This is a genomic window from Hymenobacter sp. HD11105 (genome assembly GCF_054051685.1).
In genome coordinates, this window is sequence record NZ_JBSWBR010000014.1 from 1 (window position 1) to 16071 (window position 16071).

Here is a 16071-nt window from a genome sequence, read left to right on the forward strand (position 1 = left end):
ATCGACCGCTTGCGTGTCGCCGGCGACCAGCCCCTGCGTGACGCACTGGGCGAAGACGTGGTCGAACAAGCGCTCGAAGACGGCCGTTGGGTAGAGCTGCCGGGTGCGGCTGATAGTCGAGTGCCAGGGCAAGTCCTCGTCCACCTCGTAGCCGAGGAAATAGAGGATGTTGAGCCGTAAGGTACAGTGCTCGACCAAGCGTCGATCGCTGACCAGATTCTCCAGCCGCCCCACGAGCACGAGCTTGAAGAACACCACGGGGTCGAGCGAGGGCTGACCGGTGTGACTATAACTATAAAGCCCTTTGGTCTCTTGGTAGAGAAAGCCCCAGTCGACAAGCTCGGCCAACCGGCGATAGAAATTGTGCGGGGGTACGCGCTCGAAGAGGCGAAAGCGCGTGACCTCTTTATCGGTGAACTGCTTCTGGCCTTGCATCTTCTTGCTACGAAACACAACGCCTAGTAGGTCATGCGTTCTGCAACAGCCACCATGCTTTTCAAGCCCCTCCTCCCCTACCCAACTGGTCCCAAACAATCAGAAAGGATTAACCAAGGGGTAGAGGGACCCTTGGCTATGGGAAGATACTTCGCTTCTAGCTCAGGCCAGTTGATGCGGCTGGTATAAAGCGAGTTTTGTTTCAGCAGCCAAATGGCCGTCAGCCAGTATTGTTGTCCCGGAGTAAGCCCTGTTGGTGGCCTATTCACTGGTTGCGCAGCAACTTTCAAAGGTGCATAAACAGGTGAAGGTGATGGACTTTGCGCGGTGACCTGCAGGGTAGGATCGACGAGAAAAAGCAAGGCAACAAAGGCCGGTTTCATAGTAGTCAGGTTTGCTTGAGTAGTACCCGCAAGTCGGCGGAGAAGGTCATTAAGCCCGAAAAAGCATAGACCAACGACAGGTACGGACCGACAAACAGCTCGCCCAACAGGACAACCTGCCGGAAAGCCTGCGGCGCAATCATCTCCGCCGCGCCGAGAAAGGGTTCTTAGTCGTGCCTAGCATCCTCTATAAACACGCAACTCAACTCCTCTACGCCCACTTCTACTTCTGCAACAGCCACGACCGTTTTTTGGGAAGCCCGTCCGCACATTTTTTCCTGCCTATACTTTCTAGTACTAGGCTTGTGTTACCGCTACTAGTGTGTTACCCTTACTAGTAGGATTCTTCCTCATGAGAAAAGCATCGCCTTCCCCTGAAGCTAGGGTTTTCATCTACTACCATCTTTACTCGCTCTGAGAGTGGGCAAGGCTCGGCCCCTTTTATTAGGATCAGACAACTCGCCAACGCAACGGCGGACTAACTCCAAACGGTCCACTTTTAGGACGATACCACCAGGACTGGTTTGTTCACTTAAACGAAGGGTTCCCGTGGCGGGCGCAGCCCTCACGTCCCCCTCGTTCGCATGGGGGCCGACCACCTAGCGCGCAATCGCGCGTCGCGGGACTTCCTACGGGGCTCATCCCGCCACCGCGCCGGCCCGAAAAAAGCCCGAGTTCCAGGGCGGAAAGCGGGCTTTTTCGGGGAAGCGACGCGGCTTATTGGCCGCCGGGGAAGGCAAAACCCAGGTGAAATTGAAACACGGAGTTGCGAATGCTATTGCCGCCGACGAGCGCGGCATCGCCGTCGTAGAGGCGAGTGAGGCCGCCGTTGTAGCGGATGCCCACATTGGGGCCGCTCTCCAGCTGATAGCCGACGCCCACGATGTAGCCGAATAGCAGCTTGTTGAGCTGGCCCCGGGCGGTGATGTCGGGCGTGGCCGAATCCTCGAACTTGGTTTTGCGGGCGAATAAGTAGCCTACTTGCGGCCCGGCCTCAAACACCAGACCCTCGGCATTGACGCGGGCCAGCAGCGGCACATCGATGTTGTGAAACGTGGTTTTGGACACGTCCTCAATCTGGTAGCCGCGCTGGGAGTACAGCAGCTCGGGGTGCAGCTCAAACAGCCCGCCCACGCCCACGCTCTTGGTGGTCGTCAGGCCGGCCAGGAACCCAAAGCGGTTTTGCACGTCGCCTTGGAAGTCTTTGTCGTCGCCGGCCAGCGTGGCGGCCACCACGCCTACTTTCAGGCCGAAGCGGGGGCCGCCCCCGGCGGCGGATTGGGCCTGGGCGGCGGCGGTAGCGCCGAGCAGCAGGGCCAGCGATAGCATAGTTTTTTTCATAGCTAGAAACATAGGTAGATAGAAAGGGAGGGGAGGAAAGGCTTTCCTGGTCACCCGGGAGCAAAGGGCTCGCAAGCCCCGCTAGCCAGGCTATTACTGGGAAGACGGCAAACCCGCCCTTTTTGTTGGGGTGAACGATTGATTTTCAGGCTGAAAGCTGAGCTTGTGCGCTACGTAAACCCCGGATTTATTGCCTGTCGAACGCCCGGCCCAACGGCGTACAAAGGGTCTCGGGTAAAAGGGTGGTCCAACGGATAATGGACGCGCTGGCAAGCAACCCCTTTCACCTGAACATAGACGCTACCAGTGGGTGTTGTTAAACCCCACTGGCAGCAGCAAAAAAAGCTTGCCGAGGCGCAGGCGGCGCTGCAACTGCACGCCGAGCGGCAGGCCACGCTGGAAAGGTTCTCTAGAGTTACCTGGACCTGAAACGGGACAACCCAAAGGTGGCTAACAAGTATTTCCCGCCCGGTAGCTAAGAATATCCTGCCTGCCAAAGGCAGGGCCAAAAATCGTCGCCGGAGAACAGCCCTCCCCCGCCATTCTCCGGCTACCGCGCCGCACGGAGTGCATCGCCGATAGGGCAAGATACGGATCCTGTCGGCTGGGGCTACCTTTCCATTAACACGCTGTCGAGCTCGGTACCTTGAGCAAGCGCCACAGTAGGGGTTGCTAGCCCGGAGTTGGGTATCTTTCCACTTCCCTACCTTTAATCCGCCTGCTGTGACTGACTTCGCCGCCTTATTCATGAACCAGGCGGAAGCCAGCGCGCATGTCCACTTCATCTATGACACGGCTACGGGCCGCGTCGTCTATACCAACCCCGCCTACGAGGCCGTGCTCTACGGGCACGGCCCGCTCGTCAACGAGGAGCTGCCGGCCCTGCTCGCCCGCCTGCACCCCGATGACCAGCGCTACTTAGCCCACTACTGGAAGCTGTGGGTGCGGGGCCAGATGAGCGACGAGGTGGAGCTGCGCCTGCGCACGCCCGAGCAGCCCGAGCAGTGGTTTTGCCTGACCCCGTACTGGGAGCGGACGGCCACGGATACGGCCCTGGTAGCCGGCAGCCTGCGCGACATCAGCGTGGCCAAGCGCTACCAAGCCAACGCGGATAATTTCAACACGCGCAAGAACGCGACGCTCGAGATCCTCTCCCACGATCTGAGCAACACCTTTATCCTGGTGCAGCAAATCACCGCCTACTTGCGCGAAGAGGTGTCCATTCCGGTCGAGAGCCAGGCCGCGGAGCTGCTGGGCGTGCTCGAAACCACCAGCCAAAGCAGCCTGAAGATGATTCGCGACCTGGTGGCAATTGAGTTTCTGGAATCGGCCAACACGGACCTGAAGCGCGACCGGGTGGAAGTGGGGGCGGCGCTGGCCCCGCCCCTGCACGAGCTGCAACGCCAGCAAGCCTTGTTAGGGCACCGCTTCGAGTACGCGTTGCCCCCCGCGCCGGTGTACGTCCAGCTGGACGTGAACAAGATGACGCAGGTGCTGACCAACCTGGTGAGCAATGCCATTAAGTTCACGCCCGACGGGGGGCACATTCGCGTCACCTTCGAGCCCTGCCCGGAGTGCGTGCGCATCCACGTGGTGGATAACGGGGTGGGCATTCCCGCGGCGTTGCAGCCCCACTTGTTCGAGCGCTTCACCAAGGCCCGCCGCCCGGGACTGCGGGGGGAGGAAACGACCGGCTTAGGTCTGGTGCTGTGCAAAACCATTGTGGACTGGCACCAGGGCAAGCTGCTGGTCGCCAGTCAGGAAGGCCAGGGCACCACCGTCACCGTGGAGTTGCCCCGCATGGAGGCTTAACCCGTACGACGTAGTTGCCTGCGTGCTTTCCGGTAACAATGGTACTTACTCCCCTTATACTACCTTAGTCCTTCATGTCCGCATCCGGTACTTCTGGAGCTGCCCGCGCGGCCGCTCACGCCGCTGGGCTGCCCAGCCCACTGTCCGTCGCCGACACCAGCCTGCTGCTGGCCAGCCTGCCCTGGGGCGTGCTGGCCCTGGCCCCCGACGGCACCGTGGCCGTGCTCAACCCCGCGGCCGAAGCCCTATGGGGCGTGCCCGCCGCGGCGGTACTGGGCCATGCGCCGGCGCAGGTGCGGCCCGCCGTACTGCCCCCCGGGCTGCTGCAGGCCCTGGCTGAAATGACCGAAACGTCACCGCCCGCTACGTACTGGCTGTCGCATACCCGGCAGTGGATAACCATGCGCACCGCGCCGGCCGCCGACGGCCGCCGCTGGGTGTACTGGGACAACGCCGTGGCCAGTCAGCAGCCCAGCGGCCGCTGGCCGGCAGCCACCGACCCCTACGAAGGCCGGATGGCCCACGATACCTTGCGCGAGGCGGAGGAGCGGTACCGCACCCTGTTTGAGGCGATGGCTCAGGGCTTTTGCGTGGTGGAGGTGCTGTTTGACGGCGCCCGGCAGCCCGTCGATTACCGTTTTCTGGTCACCAACCCCGCCTTCGAGCAACAAACCGGCCTGGGCCCCGCGGTAGGGCAAACTATGCGCACGCTGCGACCCGAGCACGAAGCCCACTGGTTTGAGCTGTACGGGCAAGTGGCCCTCACCGGCGAGCCGCAGCGGTTTGCCCGCCTGGCCGAGCAGCTGGAACGCTTTTACGAGGTGTACGCCTTTCGCGTCGGCGACCCGTCCGAGCACCAAGTGGCCATTCTGTTCAGCGATATCAGCGGGGTCCGGCGCACCGAGGCAGCCCTGCGGGAGGCGGAAGCGAGCTTCCGCACGCTGTTCAACTCCATTGACGAAGGCTATTTTCTCTGCGACGTGCTCTTCGACGAGCATGCAGTACCCGTGGACATCTTCTACCGGGACGCCAACCCGGCGGCCACGCGCCTGGTGGGGGCCGACTTTCGGGGCCGGCGCCTGCTCGACATCGACCCGGCCTACGAAGGCTATTGGGTGAAAATCTTTGGCCGCGTGGCCCAGACTGGCGTCGGCGAGCGGCTGGAAGAATACGCTGACCCGGACCAGAAGTGGTACAGCTTCTACATCTCGAAAGTAGGCGACGAGGCCAGCCGCCGGGTGGCCGTGGTGTTTCAGGACATTACCGAGCGCAAGCAAAACGAGCAGGCGCGGCAGCAGAGCGAAGCCCAAATCGCGGCGGACCTGGTGGGCATGCGCCGCCTCTACGAACTGCAGGCCAAGCTGGCCGACCAAACCGATGTGCAGGCGGCCTTCCAGGACGTGCTCGCCCTGGCCTGCGCGTTCACTGGCACCGACCGCGGCTGCGTGCAGTTTCTCAGTGAGGACGGGCAGCGGCTGGAGATGTTTGTCTGGCAGGGCTACCCGGACGACAGCCCCTTTATTGACTTCTTTCGCTATGAAGGCCTGGAAACCGGCTGCGAAGTAGCCCGCGTGCAGCGCAAGCGCCTCATTATTGAAGACACGGTGGGTTTCGAAGGGCTGGCCGGCACCGAGGCCGGGGCGGCCGCCTACGCCGACGGCATCCGCGCCAGCCAGTCCACCCCCATGACGAGCCGGGCGGGCGAGACTATGGGCGTCATTAGCACGCAGTTCCGCCAGCCGCACCGCCCCAGCGACCACGTGCTGCGATTGATGGACATGCTGGCCTGGACGGCCGCCGAATTTCTCGAGCGCCACCGGGCCGATGCGGCCCTGCGCGAATCGGAAGCGCTATTACAAAAGGCGTTTTCCGTCGACACCGTGGGCCAGCTCTATTTTACCCTGGACGGGCGCATGACGGCAGCCAACCCGGCCTTGGTGCGCATGAGCGGCTACCGCCGAGAGCAGCTGCTTACCCTCCAGTGGGAAGTGTTGACCGCGCCCGAGTTCCGGGACATCACCAGTCACCATGCCGGGGAGCTGGCCGAGCGGGGCGATACGGCACCCTACGAGAAGCAGTTTGTGCGCCCGGACGGCTCCCGCTGGTGGGGCCTGTGCGCGCCCACCCGGCTCCGGGGAGCAGGCCCGACGGCGGAATGCATGGAGTTTATCGTCGACATCAGTGAGCGCAAGCAGGCCGAGCAGCAGCTGGAAGCATTTACCACCTCGCTGGAAGTGCTGGTCGCCGAGCGCACCCACGCGCTGCTGGAAAGCCAGGAACTGCTGCAGTCGGTGTTCGACACCAGCCTGATTTCCCTGTCGGTGCTGAAGGCCGTGCGCGACGAGGCGGGTGTCGTTCGGGACTTCCGCATTGCCCTGGCCAATAAGGAGCTGGGAAAAGAAACCGGCCGCCATGACCTAGTGGGCAAGCTCTACACCGAAGAATTCCCCGGCATCAAGCTCACCGCCCTCTACGAGCTGATGCTGGGTGTGCTGGAAACCGGCGAGCCGGCCGGGCTGGAATACTCCTACCCCCACGAAGGCTTCCACAAGTGGTACGCCGGCCAGTTCGTGAAAATGGACGATGGCCTGGTGGCCACCAACCTGGACATCACTGAGCGCAAGCTGGCCGAGGAGAAAAACCAGGAGCAGGCCCACTTCATTGCCCGCATCAACGAAACCATTCCCGACCTGATAACCGTCATGAACCTCGATTCGGGCCGGGCCCTGTACCACAACCGGGACCAGGTGAAGGCCTTGGGATACGAGCGCGAAAAGCTATTGCAGCTTTCGTTTCAGGAGCGGCTGGACCTGCTGCAGATGCACCCCGACGACGCGGCCCGGCTGCCCCAATATCTGGCCCGCGTGCGGGAGCTGCCCGACCACGAAATAGCCACCTTCAGCTACCGGGCCAAGCTCAACACCAACCAGTGGAGCTGGTTTGAGGTGCGGGGCAGCGCTTTTCAACGCGACCCGGCCACGGGCGTCGTCACCCAGGTGCTGAACGTGACGCAGGACGTGTCGGCCCAAAAAGAAGCCGAGTACCAACAGAACAAGTCCTACCAGCTGCTTCAGCAATCCGAGGAGGTAGCCAGCCTAGGCTCCTGGGACTACGACCGCGTCACGGGCGAGTTTCTGTGGTCGGCGGGCATGTACCGGCTGTTTGGTCTGCCCCCGGGCAGTCCCATCCGGCCGGAAACCTACTTTGACTTTGCCCTGCCCGAAGACCGGGCCGTGGCCGAGCGCATTGTGCGGGGCCTGACCAGCGGCCGCACCGGTTTTGAGGAAACGCTGCGCATTCAAGTCGGCAAAGCCGTAAAAACGGTGCGCGTGAAAGCCGCCGGGGCGTTTGATGCGGCCGGCGAGCCGCTCCGAATGCTGGGCGTGGACCTGGACATCAGCGAAGTGCACCGCCTCGAAGCCGAAAACCTGCACCTGCGCCTCACCCAGCAGCAGGCCCTGTTTAACGCCGTGCTGGAGGCCCAGGAAACCGAGCGTCGGCGCATGGCCGAAAGCCTGCACAACGGTGTGGGGCAAACCCTGTACGCTACCAAGCTGCAGCTCGACCAGGTACGGGGCCTGGCCCCGGCCCCCGGCTGGGGGCGGGTTGACGCGCTGCTTTCCGACGCCATCCGCCAGACCCGCACGCTCTCCCACGAGTTGGTGCCTACGGTGCTCACGGACTTTGGCCTGCAGGCCGCCCTACACGACGTCAGCCGCAAACTCAGTGGTCCCCACCTGCGGTTTACGTGCACGGTGGAGCTGGACGATGAGCAGCCCCTGCCCCAGTCGCTGGAAGTGGCCCTCTACCGTATCGCCCAGGAGCTGGCTCAGAATGTGGTTAAGCACGCCCAAGCCAGCGAAGCCAGCCTGGCCCTGGAAACCGTTCCCGGGTTTGTATTGTTACGAGTAGAAGACAATGGTATAGGCTTTCCGGCTCCTGCCGCCGCGGGCTCCGGTATCGGCCTGCGCACCATCCGCGACCGGGTGACGCTGCTCGGCGGCACGGTGGAGCTGGGCTCAACGCCTGCCTTCGGTACCTACGTGCGCATCCGCTTTCCGCTTCTTTCCCCCCTTAGCCCTCTTGCATGACCCGAGTATTTCTCGTAGATGACCACGCCGTGCTGCGTGATGGGCTGCGCCGCCTGCTGGCCGACGAGCCAACGCTGAAGGTGGTCGGCGACGCCAGCAACGGGCAGCTGCTGCTCGACCAGCTGCCCTCCACGCCCACCGACGTGGTGCTGCTGGACCTGCACATGGCCGGCCTCGACGGCTTGGCCACCACCCGGTGCCTGCACGCGCAGTTTCCCAACGTGCGCGTGCTCATCCTTTCCATGGAAGGGCATGAGCTCAGCATCAGCCAGGTAATGGAAGCGGGAGCCCTGGGCTACGTACTCAAGAACGCTGACAGAGGCGAAATCATTGTGGCCATCCACGCCGTGGCGGCTGGCAAACGGTTCCTTTGCTCGGAGCTTGGCCTGATGATGCTGGGGAAAGTGCTGGCTCCGCTGCCAGCGGCGGCGTTCAAGTCCCCCCATGAGCTTTCCCAGCGCGAGCGGGAAGTGCTGCAACTGGTGGCCGACGGGCTGACCAACCAGGAAATGGCCGACAAGCTCTTTACTAGTAAGCGCACCGTGGAAACCCACCGCCAGCACATTCTGGAGAAGACGGGTGCCAAAAACACGGCAGCGCTGGTCAAATACGCGGTCGAGCGCGGCTGGCTAGCTAATTAAGATTAGGGCCCGTTGGGCCGACGGCGTCCGTAAGGTGCGCGTTTTGGGAGAGCAAGAAGCTAGAATGTGTCGTTCGACCACGGGGGATGATCGGGGAACACGGGACAGAAAAGGGTGAAGTAATCCAGGGCAGCCGGCTGGCGGTAGGACGGAGGTTGTAGATACGTTTCGAAGGGACTAAGTGCCAGCTACCAGCGGATAAGGGCGTCGCCGCAGGGCATCGTACTAGGCGATGCAGAAGCTAATTCTCAAACGTGCTTCAGCTAGGTTGGCAAAGAGGCTCCCGCACGAGTCGGCAGGGGCCTTGTCCTAACCGGGGCTCGAGACAAGCATAATTCACCCCCTGGGAGTGAGTAGCCTGCATAGGCGAGTAGAGCCTGTCGCCGCAGGTCATTCGCGGCGGTGACGGGCGGGCTCCTTGTAGCCCGAGGATTACATCTTTTCCCTAACTAAACGTCTAGCGGAGAAGCACCACAGCTTCCCCCTACGAGGAGCATCACCCCGGAAATCATCTCACCGGCCTTTCACTACCGGCGCTAGGACGTAAAGTCGAGTTACTGGGCTACGCAGGGCAGAATCAGGCCTTCAACCCTGATCTACCCAGCGGGAAATGGACCATCCACCGCCTTACTCGGGCAACGTTTAGCGCTCACCCCGGGCGAGCAGGTGCAGCCGTAGGTCCCGGCTGGAGAAAACCTCGCCAGGTTTCATTTCGGGCAGGGTGTTGCCGGTGCATTCGCGTCCATCCATAAACACGACAATGCCCTTGCCCAGCACCTCCAGCTCGCGTCCCTGGGTGACGAGCACGGCGGTGTCTTCCTCCAGCCCAATGCCGAGGCAGCCGGGGGTGGCGGCGATAATCTGGGCCATGCGCACGATGCGGCCGCGGGAGTTGCACTTGCTGCTCGTCCAGAAAAAGGCGGCTCTCATACCGGGGACGCTTACCCGAGCGTACCCCCCCTACCTATGCGGCGTGCTGGCCCTGGGGGAGCGCACGCTGGTGGAAGGCACCGTCGTCCGGTGGGTGGGCGACGAGATCGAGATGAAAATTAGCCGCTATGCCCAGGCCGGCAAACCAGGCCAGGTGAGGCGCTGCAACGGGGTGGTAAACGACACGGTCCGGCTCCCCTGGCGGCATGGGTATGTCCTTGCCCCTTCGTTACCCAGAAATTAGGGGCCAGGCGCCCCCATACGCAACTACGCGCGCGGCGGCGCCTGCCGCGAGCATTTCACCCCTATGCCACCAGCCCTCCCGGCCTTCGTATGCTCCAGGTGAACGCCCCCCGCCTTTTACCCCGGGTGCTGCCGTGGCGCAAGGCGCCCTCCGAGCCTCTTCCCTTGCTGCTACTGCTGGGCTGTCAGGCGCCCTCGCCGCCCGAAAGCAGTCCAGACCCCGCGGTAGGTACCGCGGCGGCCTGCACCCCAGCGCTGCGGCAAGCCCAGCAAGACTTCCTGCGCGGCGCGTATACGTTGCACTCCCGGGAGCTTGTCCCACAACCCAGTACGTATCTGCCCGTGCTGGATCAGCGCTATCACCTTCGCTGGCGGTTTGTGGAAAGCACGACCTCGGGTAGTTACTATGGCTGCTATCACGCGCTGATGCGCCAGCTACTGGAGAGCAAGTATGGGGTGAACTTCCTGCACCAAGCCGCCCGGCAAGCCGACCGCTTGGCCCAGACGGATCAGGAAGTGCGGCGCGTGTTAAAGCAGATGCCCCGGGGGACGCCGGCGTATGGGGCCGGCCATGCGGTGCCCCAATCCTACCCCGTTCCCATCCCCTTCTCCCCCGCCATTTGCCGCCAGGATGCGCACAAGTTAAAGCCATCGGCCCGTCCCTCCGAGTTTTCCTGACGAACAACCATGCTCCGGCAAGCAGTACGCAAGTAGGCGTACTCAGGGAAAATAAGCTCAGGTCCGCTTAAGCAGGCGGCAGTAGCCAACTTGGTACCGATCTGACCCTACTATCAATTCTAAACTGCGAAGTTGGCTATGGGGCTATCATCGATGCTGGTCCAGCAAAATCACATTCCCATCGGGGTCCGTGAGCATTACCGCTGCCGGCCCAAGCGCCTGCTCATCGGCTTCCGCCGTCAGCGTCATGTTTTTACTTTTCAGCTCCTTTTGAATTGCTCGAACATCCGTGAAATGCGCCAGGTTTTGCGCGTCCGCGTCCCAACCGGGAGTAAAGGTTAGAATATGGCCTTCAAACATGCCGTGAAACAAACCGATGACTGCGTTCCCATTTTTTAGAATCAGGTAGTTTTGCTCCATGCTCCCGGCAAAAGCTTTAAATCCCAGGTTTTCGTAAAATTGTCGGGAAATCTCCAGATTCTGGACACTCAGACTAACGGAGAATGCTCCTAATTCCATGGCGCTACTGGTGAATACTGATGGTAGAGGTTTATTTTATCGTGCTAGCGGCTTAAAGTAACAGCAATTACCAGGGATGTTCGCGGATTATGCTCGCCTGTCCGCCAGCTTCCGGAGCGATCCTGCCACCCTTTTCGGTCTTTCAACAGGCTGGGCCAACATTTCCCTCCACGCCAGGGCAAGTACGTATTCGCCAAAATTGCCGCCTGGGAAGTGGGAATTATCTTATCGCTTTGCCTCGGCGGGCAGAAGAAAAGGACACGACCTCATCTAGTAGCGCCTTGCGTCGGTTTGGTGAGCAGCTGGTAGGCTAAGTAGCCCACCGAGAAAAAATAAACTAGAAACACGAGGCGTTGCCCCACCGCAGGCTGGGCGGGAAAAGCCACGGGCCATGCCCCGAACAGGATGGTAAGTCCCGCGAAGAAGATTGTGGGCTTACTTGTCTTCTGCCAGTAGGGCGACTGGGCCATCGTCAGGGGGAACGTGAAGGCGCCCAGCAGAAAAAACAAGTAGCTGCCGACACTGCTGGCGGTATGCAGCCGCATCGTCAGGGCCTGCCGATTGTCAAAATCACCGGGGAATATCCCCGAGAAGGCCATGCATACGCCGCTCAGGAAAAGGCCAGCCAGCGGCCAAGTGCGCCCCCGCCTACCCGGACTTACGTCCCGGTAGAGCCCGAACGCGAAGACGGCTACCAGGGCTCCGGGCACCACGTAGCCGAAGAGGTTCCAAGCGCCGGCCCGCGGCGCGTCGACCGAGCCCAGTTCGCTGATGGCTTTCGTATAGAGGCTGTACTCCGGCCGCAACGAGGAAAGTACTAGGTAAGCTAGGAGGAAGGTGGCTGGGGCCACTAGGCCCGCGAGGGCATAGTTATTCCAAGTCCCCCGACCGGTCATCTTGGTGCTGCGTTTTAGCTGCATGCCTTCTTCCGGTTAGAGCCCTACCACTTGGTACACTACCCGCAGCGGGTTAAAATACCGGTGGACCCGGCGTGCTTTGCCGCGGTTAGCCTGGCGCTCGGCTCGCACGCGCTGCACCAGCCGGACCAGCAGGGTTTTGGAACTGTCCGCCGGAAACGGGCAGCAGGCGGCGCGGGTCCGCTCGGCCACGGCCGGCCGCTGGGGGTGTTGCCGGGCGTGCGCGGTCGCGGACATAGATAAGAAGCAAAGGACGGCAAGGGAAGAAAGGAGGACCTGTCGCATGGAAGAGGTTGTTTTTCTACAAAACTACCTTGGGCTCGGCGGCCGGCATTTGACCTAGATCAAATTCCTCTTTTCCCGGCGCGTACCCGGCTCAGCGTTTCCTGTGTTATCCCCAGGTGGGACGCCAGCATCCCCAAAGGCACCCGGGGAAGAATGTTTTGGGCGGTCTTCTGGAAAAATTCGTATCGCTCCTTGGCGGTGTGGAATTGGAGCGAGACAATGCGTTCGGACTGCTCCTTCAGTAAGCGGGCCAGCAGCATACGGCCAAACCGTTCCATTGGCGGGAAATCAGTAAAGCATTGCTCAAGAGCTGTCAGGGAAATGGCCAGCAGGTCGCAGCGTTCCAGCGTTTGGATGTAGCAGGCGTCGGGCACACTCGTCAGGAAGCTGTAGAGGGACGTAATCCATTCCCCCTCGGCGGCGAAATGGTCCGTTACTTCCTTGTCTTCCTTGCGGTAAAACACCCGGAGCAAGCCAGAAGTGACAAAGTAGGTATGGCGGCATACCCGACCGGGCTGGTGCAGGTAAGAGCCCTTTTCCATGCTTTGTACGGTCGCTATCGCCGTCAGCCGCTCGGCCAGCGCGGGAGACACGGGTATAAACCGTTGGATGTGCGCGACGAGGGGATCGGTCATGGGGAGAAACAAGACTTGCAGCAGGCCTGGGTGACCGGTCTGATTCAGGGAGCACTGTGGCCCATTCAGACAAAGAAAGGGAGTCCTGCCGACTTCCAGCAGCCCTGCATACGCTCGGATCGCTCGTTAGCGCGCTTTGCCGGCTAGCCAACCAAACGCTACGCAGGTAATAGGAGCAAAGGAAAAAGCAAAATGCGTTAGCGTGGCTACCGATGGGCCACAACGTGCTTCCTAAAAGGTGTCTATTTGGCAGGATAGGTTCCGATAACACTTACTTATCATAACTTAACCTTCAAGGTCCTATTACAGGGCGATGCCCGGGGCAAAGCCTGAGTTAGTCGATGGTTCGGAAATAATTCGCTTTCCCACTTCTCTTCGGCGCCAGGCTGCGCACCGCGGCCGCCGCCTCGATGGGCAAATCCGATTCCAGGACATCGGCCCCCAGGACGAAGGTTTCCCGGTAGGCTTGCTGGCGGGCGGCCGGGTCGGGCAATCGATCATAGGTCGGGGCGGCCGAAATCATGCACATCACGCCCCGGGCATGCAGCAGCTCATACAGCTCCTGGTTCTGCGGCTTGTTATCTGGTCCCACATACGCCAGGATGCTCGACCAGGGAACCCCGGCTTTTTCGTAGGACTCCAGCTCGGCCCGCGTTCTTACGAAGGCCGAGAGCATCACCCCCGGGATCTGGTCATAGTAGTATTTGGCTTGCTCGGCCGTGTGGACGGTGAGCAGGACATGGGCGGCGGCCTGGTGCCGCCGCAATAGTTTCACCGTCAGGGCCAAGGGCACATCCTTTTTGTCGAGGTTGAGGACGGTCTTGCCTTTGCTCCACCGGATAACCTCCTCCAGGCGGGGAATGCCGTAGGGGGTTACGTTTCCTTCGGGGTCTTTCAAGCGGAGCTGCTTGAGTTCCGCCCAGGTGTAGTCCGACACCTTGCCCGTGCCGGTGGTGGTCCGCTCCAACGTGGCATCGTGCATGAGCACGATCACGCTGTCCTTGCTCAGCCGGGGATCCACCTCGAAAAAGGCGGGGGTGTGGCGCAGGGTGTTCTCCAGGGTAGCCAGGCAGTTTTCGGGGTAGCCGTCGGTCGTGCCGCCGCGGTGCCCGCTGATGAGGGGGATATCCTGGCCCGTATAGCGGAAAAAGTCCTGCAGCTGCTGGGTAGTTTTGATCGAGAGGGTATGCAGCGGGGGCTGGCGTTGCGCCCCCCCGGGGACGCCCGCGCCGGAACACAGCGGGGCCACCAGCAGGCTAATCGCATAGGGTTTGAACCAGGACGGGATTCGGCGGACGCGCATATACATGTCTATTATGGTAGGCCTTACGCCAAGAGCGCAAGGTGGGTAAAAAAGGCGTGAAAGCTACCTCCCGGCCCCCGAAGTCAAAGCTGAGCACTGGGGCAGTACAGGTGCCTGAGTACTGTACTGGAGGAGACCTTCGCCTATTTAGCGGCCCCCTTCTCGCTCAGCGCTGCCCCGCAGCGACGGCCGCCCGGCCCAGCAGCTGCTCGCGCGTACTACACCCCCAATCCAGCATCGGCATCCGCCGCCAAAGCGCCGCCTATCACCTGCTCGTTTAAAGGCCTGCTGACGAACACCACAACGGGCAGCGCTAAGCCGTGCGCCGCTAATGGATGGGGCCGTTGCGCGACCATAACCTCGCGACAACCCTCATCCAACATCGCCTAAAAGCCGGCTGCTAGCAGTCAGAGATAACGGGCCTTTGCGGAACCATGCCCGGGGGCTTTCTCTTACCTTCCGCGTTCGAGATAGCAGCAAGTTGTAGGCTTTTGTAAGCAGTAGTGGCTGTTGCAGAAGCTTGGATTCTCTTCCCTTTAGGCAATTTAGGCAATGACGTGTATTTGACTCGTCCTGAATAGTTTCTTTATCCGCCTTTCAAGCGCGCAGGCGCCGGTCTTCCGGGTTCGGATCCGCTATGTGAGAGTACTGCAACAGCGCGACGGTCGTTCGTTGTCCATATGCCCAGTGTGGTGACGTAGGAACTGGAAGCACCACCTCCGCCCGGCTGGATACGCGGGATGCTTTTCGCTACGGCCGGTGCTGACCCGCTTGACGGCAGACTGTGTGAATAAACGCCAGCTTCTCCACCACCACGGGCGGAATGACGAAAGGGTAGGCGTCCGGCAGGCCCATGCTCTGGTTGAGGCTGTTCAGGGCCAGGGAAAGCGGCAGCCACTGCTCCATGATGTCGTTAAAATCCTCGAAGCGGTAGGGGTCCCCGCTAACGGTGGTGGACAGATTATCGGCCTCTTCGCTTACCCAGGGCTTCACGCGGATGCCATAGGCCGAAGCCGTTTGCAGGGTGTCGACGATGTGCAGGTAGTGGGCCCATGTTTCGGCCCAGTCTTCCCAGGGATGGGTGCTGGCGTAGGCGCTGATGAAGTGCTCGTGCCAATCGACGGGCGCGCCCTCCTGGTAGTGCCGCGCCAGGGCATCCGCGTAATCGGCGCGCTCGTCGCCGAACAGGCGCCGGCACTCGTCGAGGTGAGGCGAGTTATCAATGATCCGGTCCCAGTAGTAGTGGCCTACCTCGTGCCGAAAATGACCCAGCAAGGTGCGGTACACCTCGTGCATGTTCTTCCGGGCCATTTCGCGCTCCACGTCATCGGCTTCCTTGATGTTGATGGTGATGAGGCCATTGTCGTGCCCGGTCAGCACCTTTTCCCCTTCGGGCTTTTGCTCATCGGCCAAGAAGTCGAAGGCTAGGCCGGTTTCCTCGTTTTCCGTTTTGCTCACCAGGGGCAGCCCAAGCTGCAAGAGGCTGAACACCAGGCGATGCTTGGCCTTTTCCAGGTTTTGCCAGCGGGTGATGTGCTCCGGCTCGCTAAGTTTGGGAATGGTGCGGTTGAGCCCGCACGCCCGGCAGAGTTGCTCAGCTGCGTGGGCGGGCAGCAGCCAGTTACACGCTTGGTGCGCGTGGTTAGCGCAGTATTTATAAGCGGTGTTATGGGCGCTACCTTCGGCTTGGTCATGCGCCATGAAATACTGCTCCCCGCGCTGCTGCAAGGCAATTACTTGCTGCTGCTGCACCTCAAAACCCAGGGCGTGATTGCACCGCTCGCACAAGACGTTTTCGAAGTAAACAACTTGCTGGCAGTGCGTGCAATTAAAGAGCTTCATACAACAATCGTGGGGA

Annotated in this window: 15 protein-coding genes; 4 read left to right on the forward strand and 11 right to left on the reverse strand. The window is 61.3% G+C overall.

All coding sequences use genetic code 11. From position 1 onward, the window contains the following. From ACW9KT_RS21930 to ACW9KT_RS21945, 4 genes are all read right to left on the reverse strand, one after another. A partial coding sequence (locus ACW9KT_RS21930) for a transposase (protein WP_457084470.1) occupies positions 1-453 on the reverse strand: 453 nt, incomplete at its 3' end. A 59-nt stretch (positions 454-512) separates the two neighbouring features. Beyond that, positions 513-818, reverse strand: a complete 306-nt coding sequence (locus ACW9KT_RS21935; protein WP_457084472.1) for a hypothetical protein — start codon at positions 816-818, stop codon at positions 513-515. A 5-nt stretch (positions 819-823) separates the two neighbouring features. Then, positions 824-961, reverse strand: coding sequence for a hypothetical protein (locus tag ACW9KT_RS21940; protein ID WP_457084474.1), 138 nt, complete (start codon positions 959-961; stop codon positions 824-826). Positions 962-1535: 574 nt separating this feature from the next. Next, positions 1536-2159 carry a porin family protein gene (locus tag ACW9KT_RS21945; RefSeq protein ID WP_457084476.1) on the reverse strand — a complete coding sequence of 208 codons (624 nt, stop codon included), beginning with the start codon at positions 2157-2159 and terminating at the stop codon, positions 1536-1538. A gap of 723 nt (positions 2160-2882) precedes the next feature. On the opposite strand from ACW9KT_RS21945, the gene ACW9KT_RS21950 reads away from it, so the two are divergent. The 3 genes from ACW9KT_RS21950 (at position 2883) to ACW9KT_RS21960 (ending at position 8703) form a co-directional block, all read left to right on the forward strand. Further along, positions 2883-3971, forward strand: a complete 1089-nt coding sequence (locus ACW9KT_RS21950; RefSeq protein ID WP_457084478.1) for an ATP-binding protein — start codon at positions 2883-2885, stop codon at positions 3969-3971. Positions 3972-4045: 74 nt separating this feature from the next. After that, positions 4046-8062: a PAS domain S-box protein gene (locus ACW9KT_RS21955; protein ID WP_457084480.1), complete on the forward strand. Its 4017-nt coding sequence runs from the start codon at positions 4046-4048 to the stop codon at positions 8060-8062. Then, complete coding sequence (locus tag ACW9KT_RS21960) at positions 8059-8703, forward strand: response regulator (RefSeq protein WP_457084482.1); 645 nt, start codon at positions 8059-8061, stop codon at positions 8701-8703. The genes ACW9KT_RS21955 and ACW9KT_RS21960 overlap by 4 nt, the downstream gene beginning before the upstream one ends. A gap of 642 nt (positions 8704-9345) precedes the next feature. Here the strand turns inward: ACW9KT_RS21960 and ACW9KT_RS21965 are convergent. Continuing rightward, positions 9346-9633, reverse strand: coding sequence for a hypothetical protein (locus tag ACW9KT_RS21965; RefSeq protein WP_457084484.1), 288 nt, complete (start codon positions 9631-9633; stop codon positions 9346-9348). A gap of 333 nt (positions 9634-9966) precedes the next feature. Here ACW9KT_RS21965 and ACW9KT_RS21970 point away from each other — a divergent pair, with 333 nt between their 5' ends. Further along, on the forward strand, positions 9967-10554 hold the full coding sequence (locus tag ACW9KT_RS21970) for a hypothetical protein (RefSeq protein WP_457084486.1): 588 nt from the start codon (positions 9967-9969) through the stop codon (positions 10552-10554). 147 nt (positions 10555-10701) lie between these two features. Here ACW9KT_RS21970 and ACW9KT_RS21975 read toward each other — a convergent pair whose 3' ends face one another. From ACW9KT_RS21975 to ACW9KT_RS22000, 6 genes are all read right to left on the reverse strand, one after another. Next, positions 10702-11073, reverse strand: a complete 372-nt coding sequence (locus tag ACW9KT_RS21975) for a VOC family protein (protein WP_457084488.1) — start codon at positions 11071-11073, stop codon at positions 10702-10704. 266 nt (positions 11074-11339) lie between these two features. After that, positions 11340-11993, reverse strand: coding sequence for a DUF998 domain-containing protein (locus tag ACW9KT_RS21980; RefSeq protein WP_457084490.1), 654 nt, complete (start codon positions 11991-11993; stop codon positions 11340-11342). A gap of 12 nt (positions 11994-12005) precedes the next feature. Then, the gene (locus ACW9KT_RS21985; RefSeq protein WP_457084492.1) at positions 12006-12227 is read right to left on the reverse strand and encodes a hypothetical protein; all 222 of its coding nucleotides are present in this window, start codon (positions 12225-12227) and stop codon (positions 12006-12008) included. Between the two features lie 107 nt (positions 12228-12334). After that, positions 12335-12910, reverse strand: coding sequence for a Crp/Fnr family transcriptional regulator (locus tag ACW9KT_RS21990; protein ID WP_457084494.1), 576 nt, complete (start codon positions 12908-12910; stop codon positions 12335-12337). A 334-nt stretch (positions 12911-13244) separates the two neighbouring features. Further along, positions 13245-14219: a glycerophosphodiester phosphodiesterase family protein gene (locus tag ACW9KT_RS21995; protein ID WP_457084496.1), complete on the reverse strand. Its 975-nt coding sequence runs from the start codon at positions 14217-14219 to the stop codon at positions 13245-13247. A gap of 744 nt (positions 14220-14963) precedes the next feature. Next, positions 14964-16055 carry a zinc-binding metallopeptidase family protein gene (locus ACW9KT_RS22000; protein WP_457084498.1) on the reverse strand — a complete coding sequence of 364 codons (1092 nt, stop codon included), beginning with the start codon at positions 16053-16055 and terminating at the stop codon, positions 14964-14966. Positions 16056-16071 lie beyond the last annotated feature (16 nt).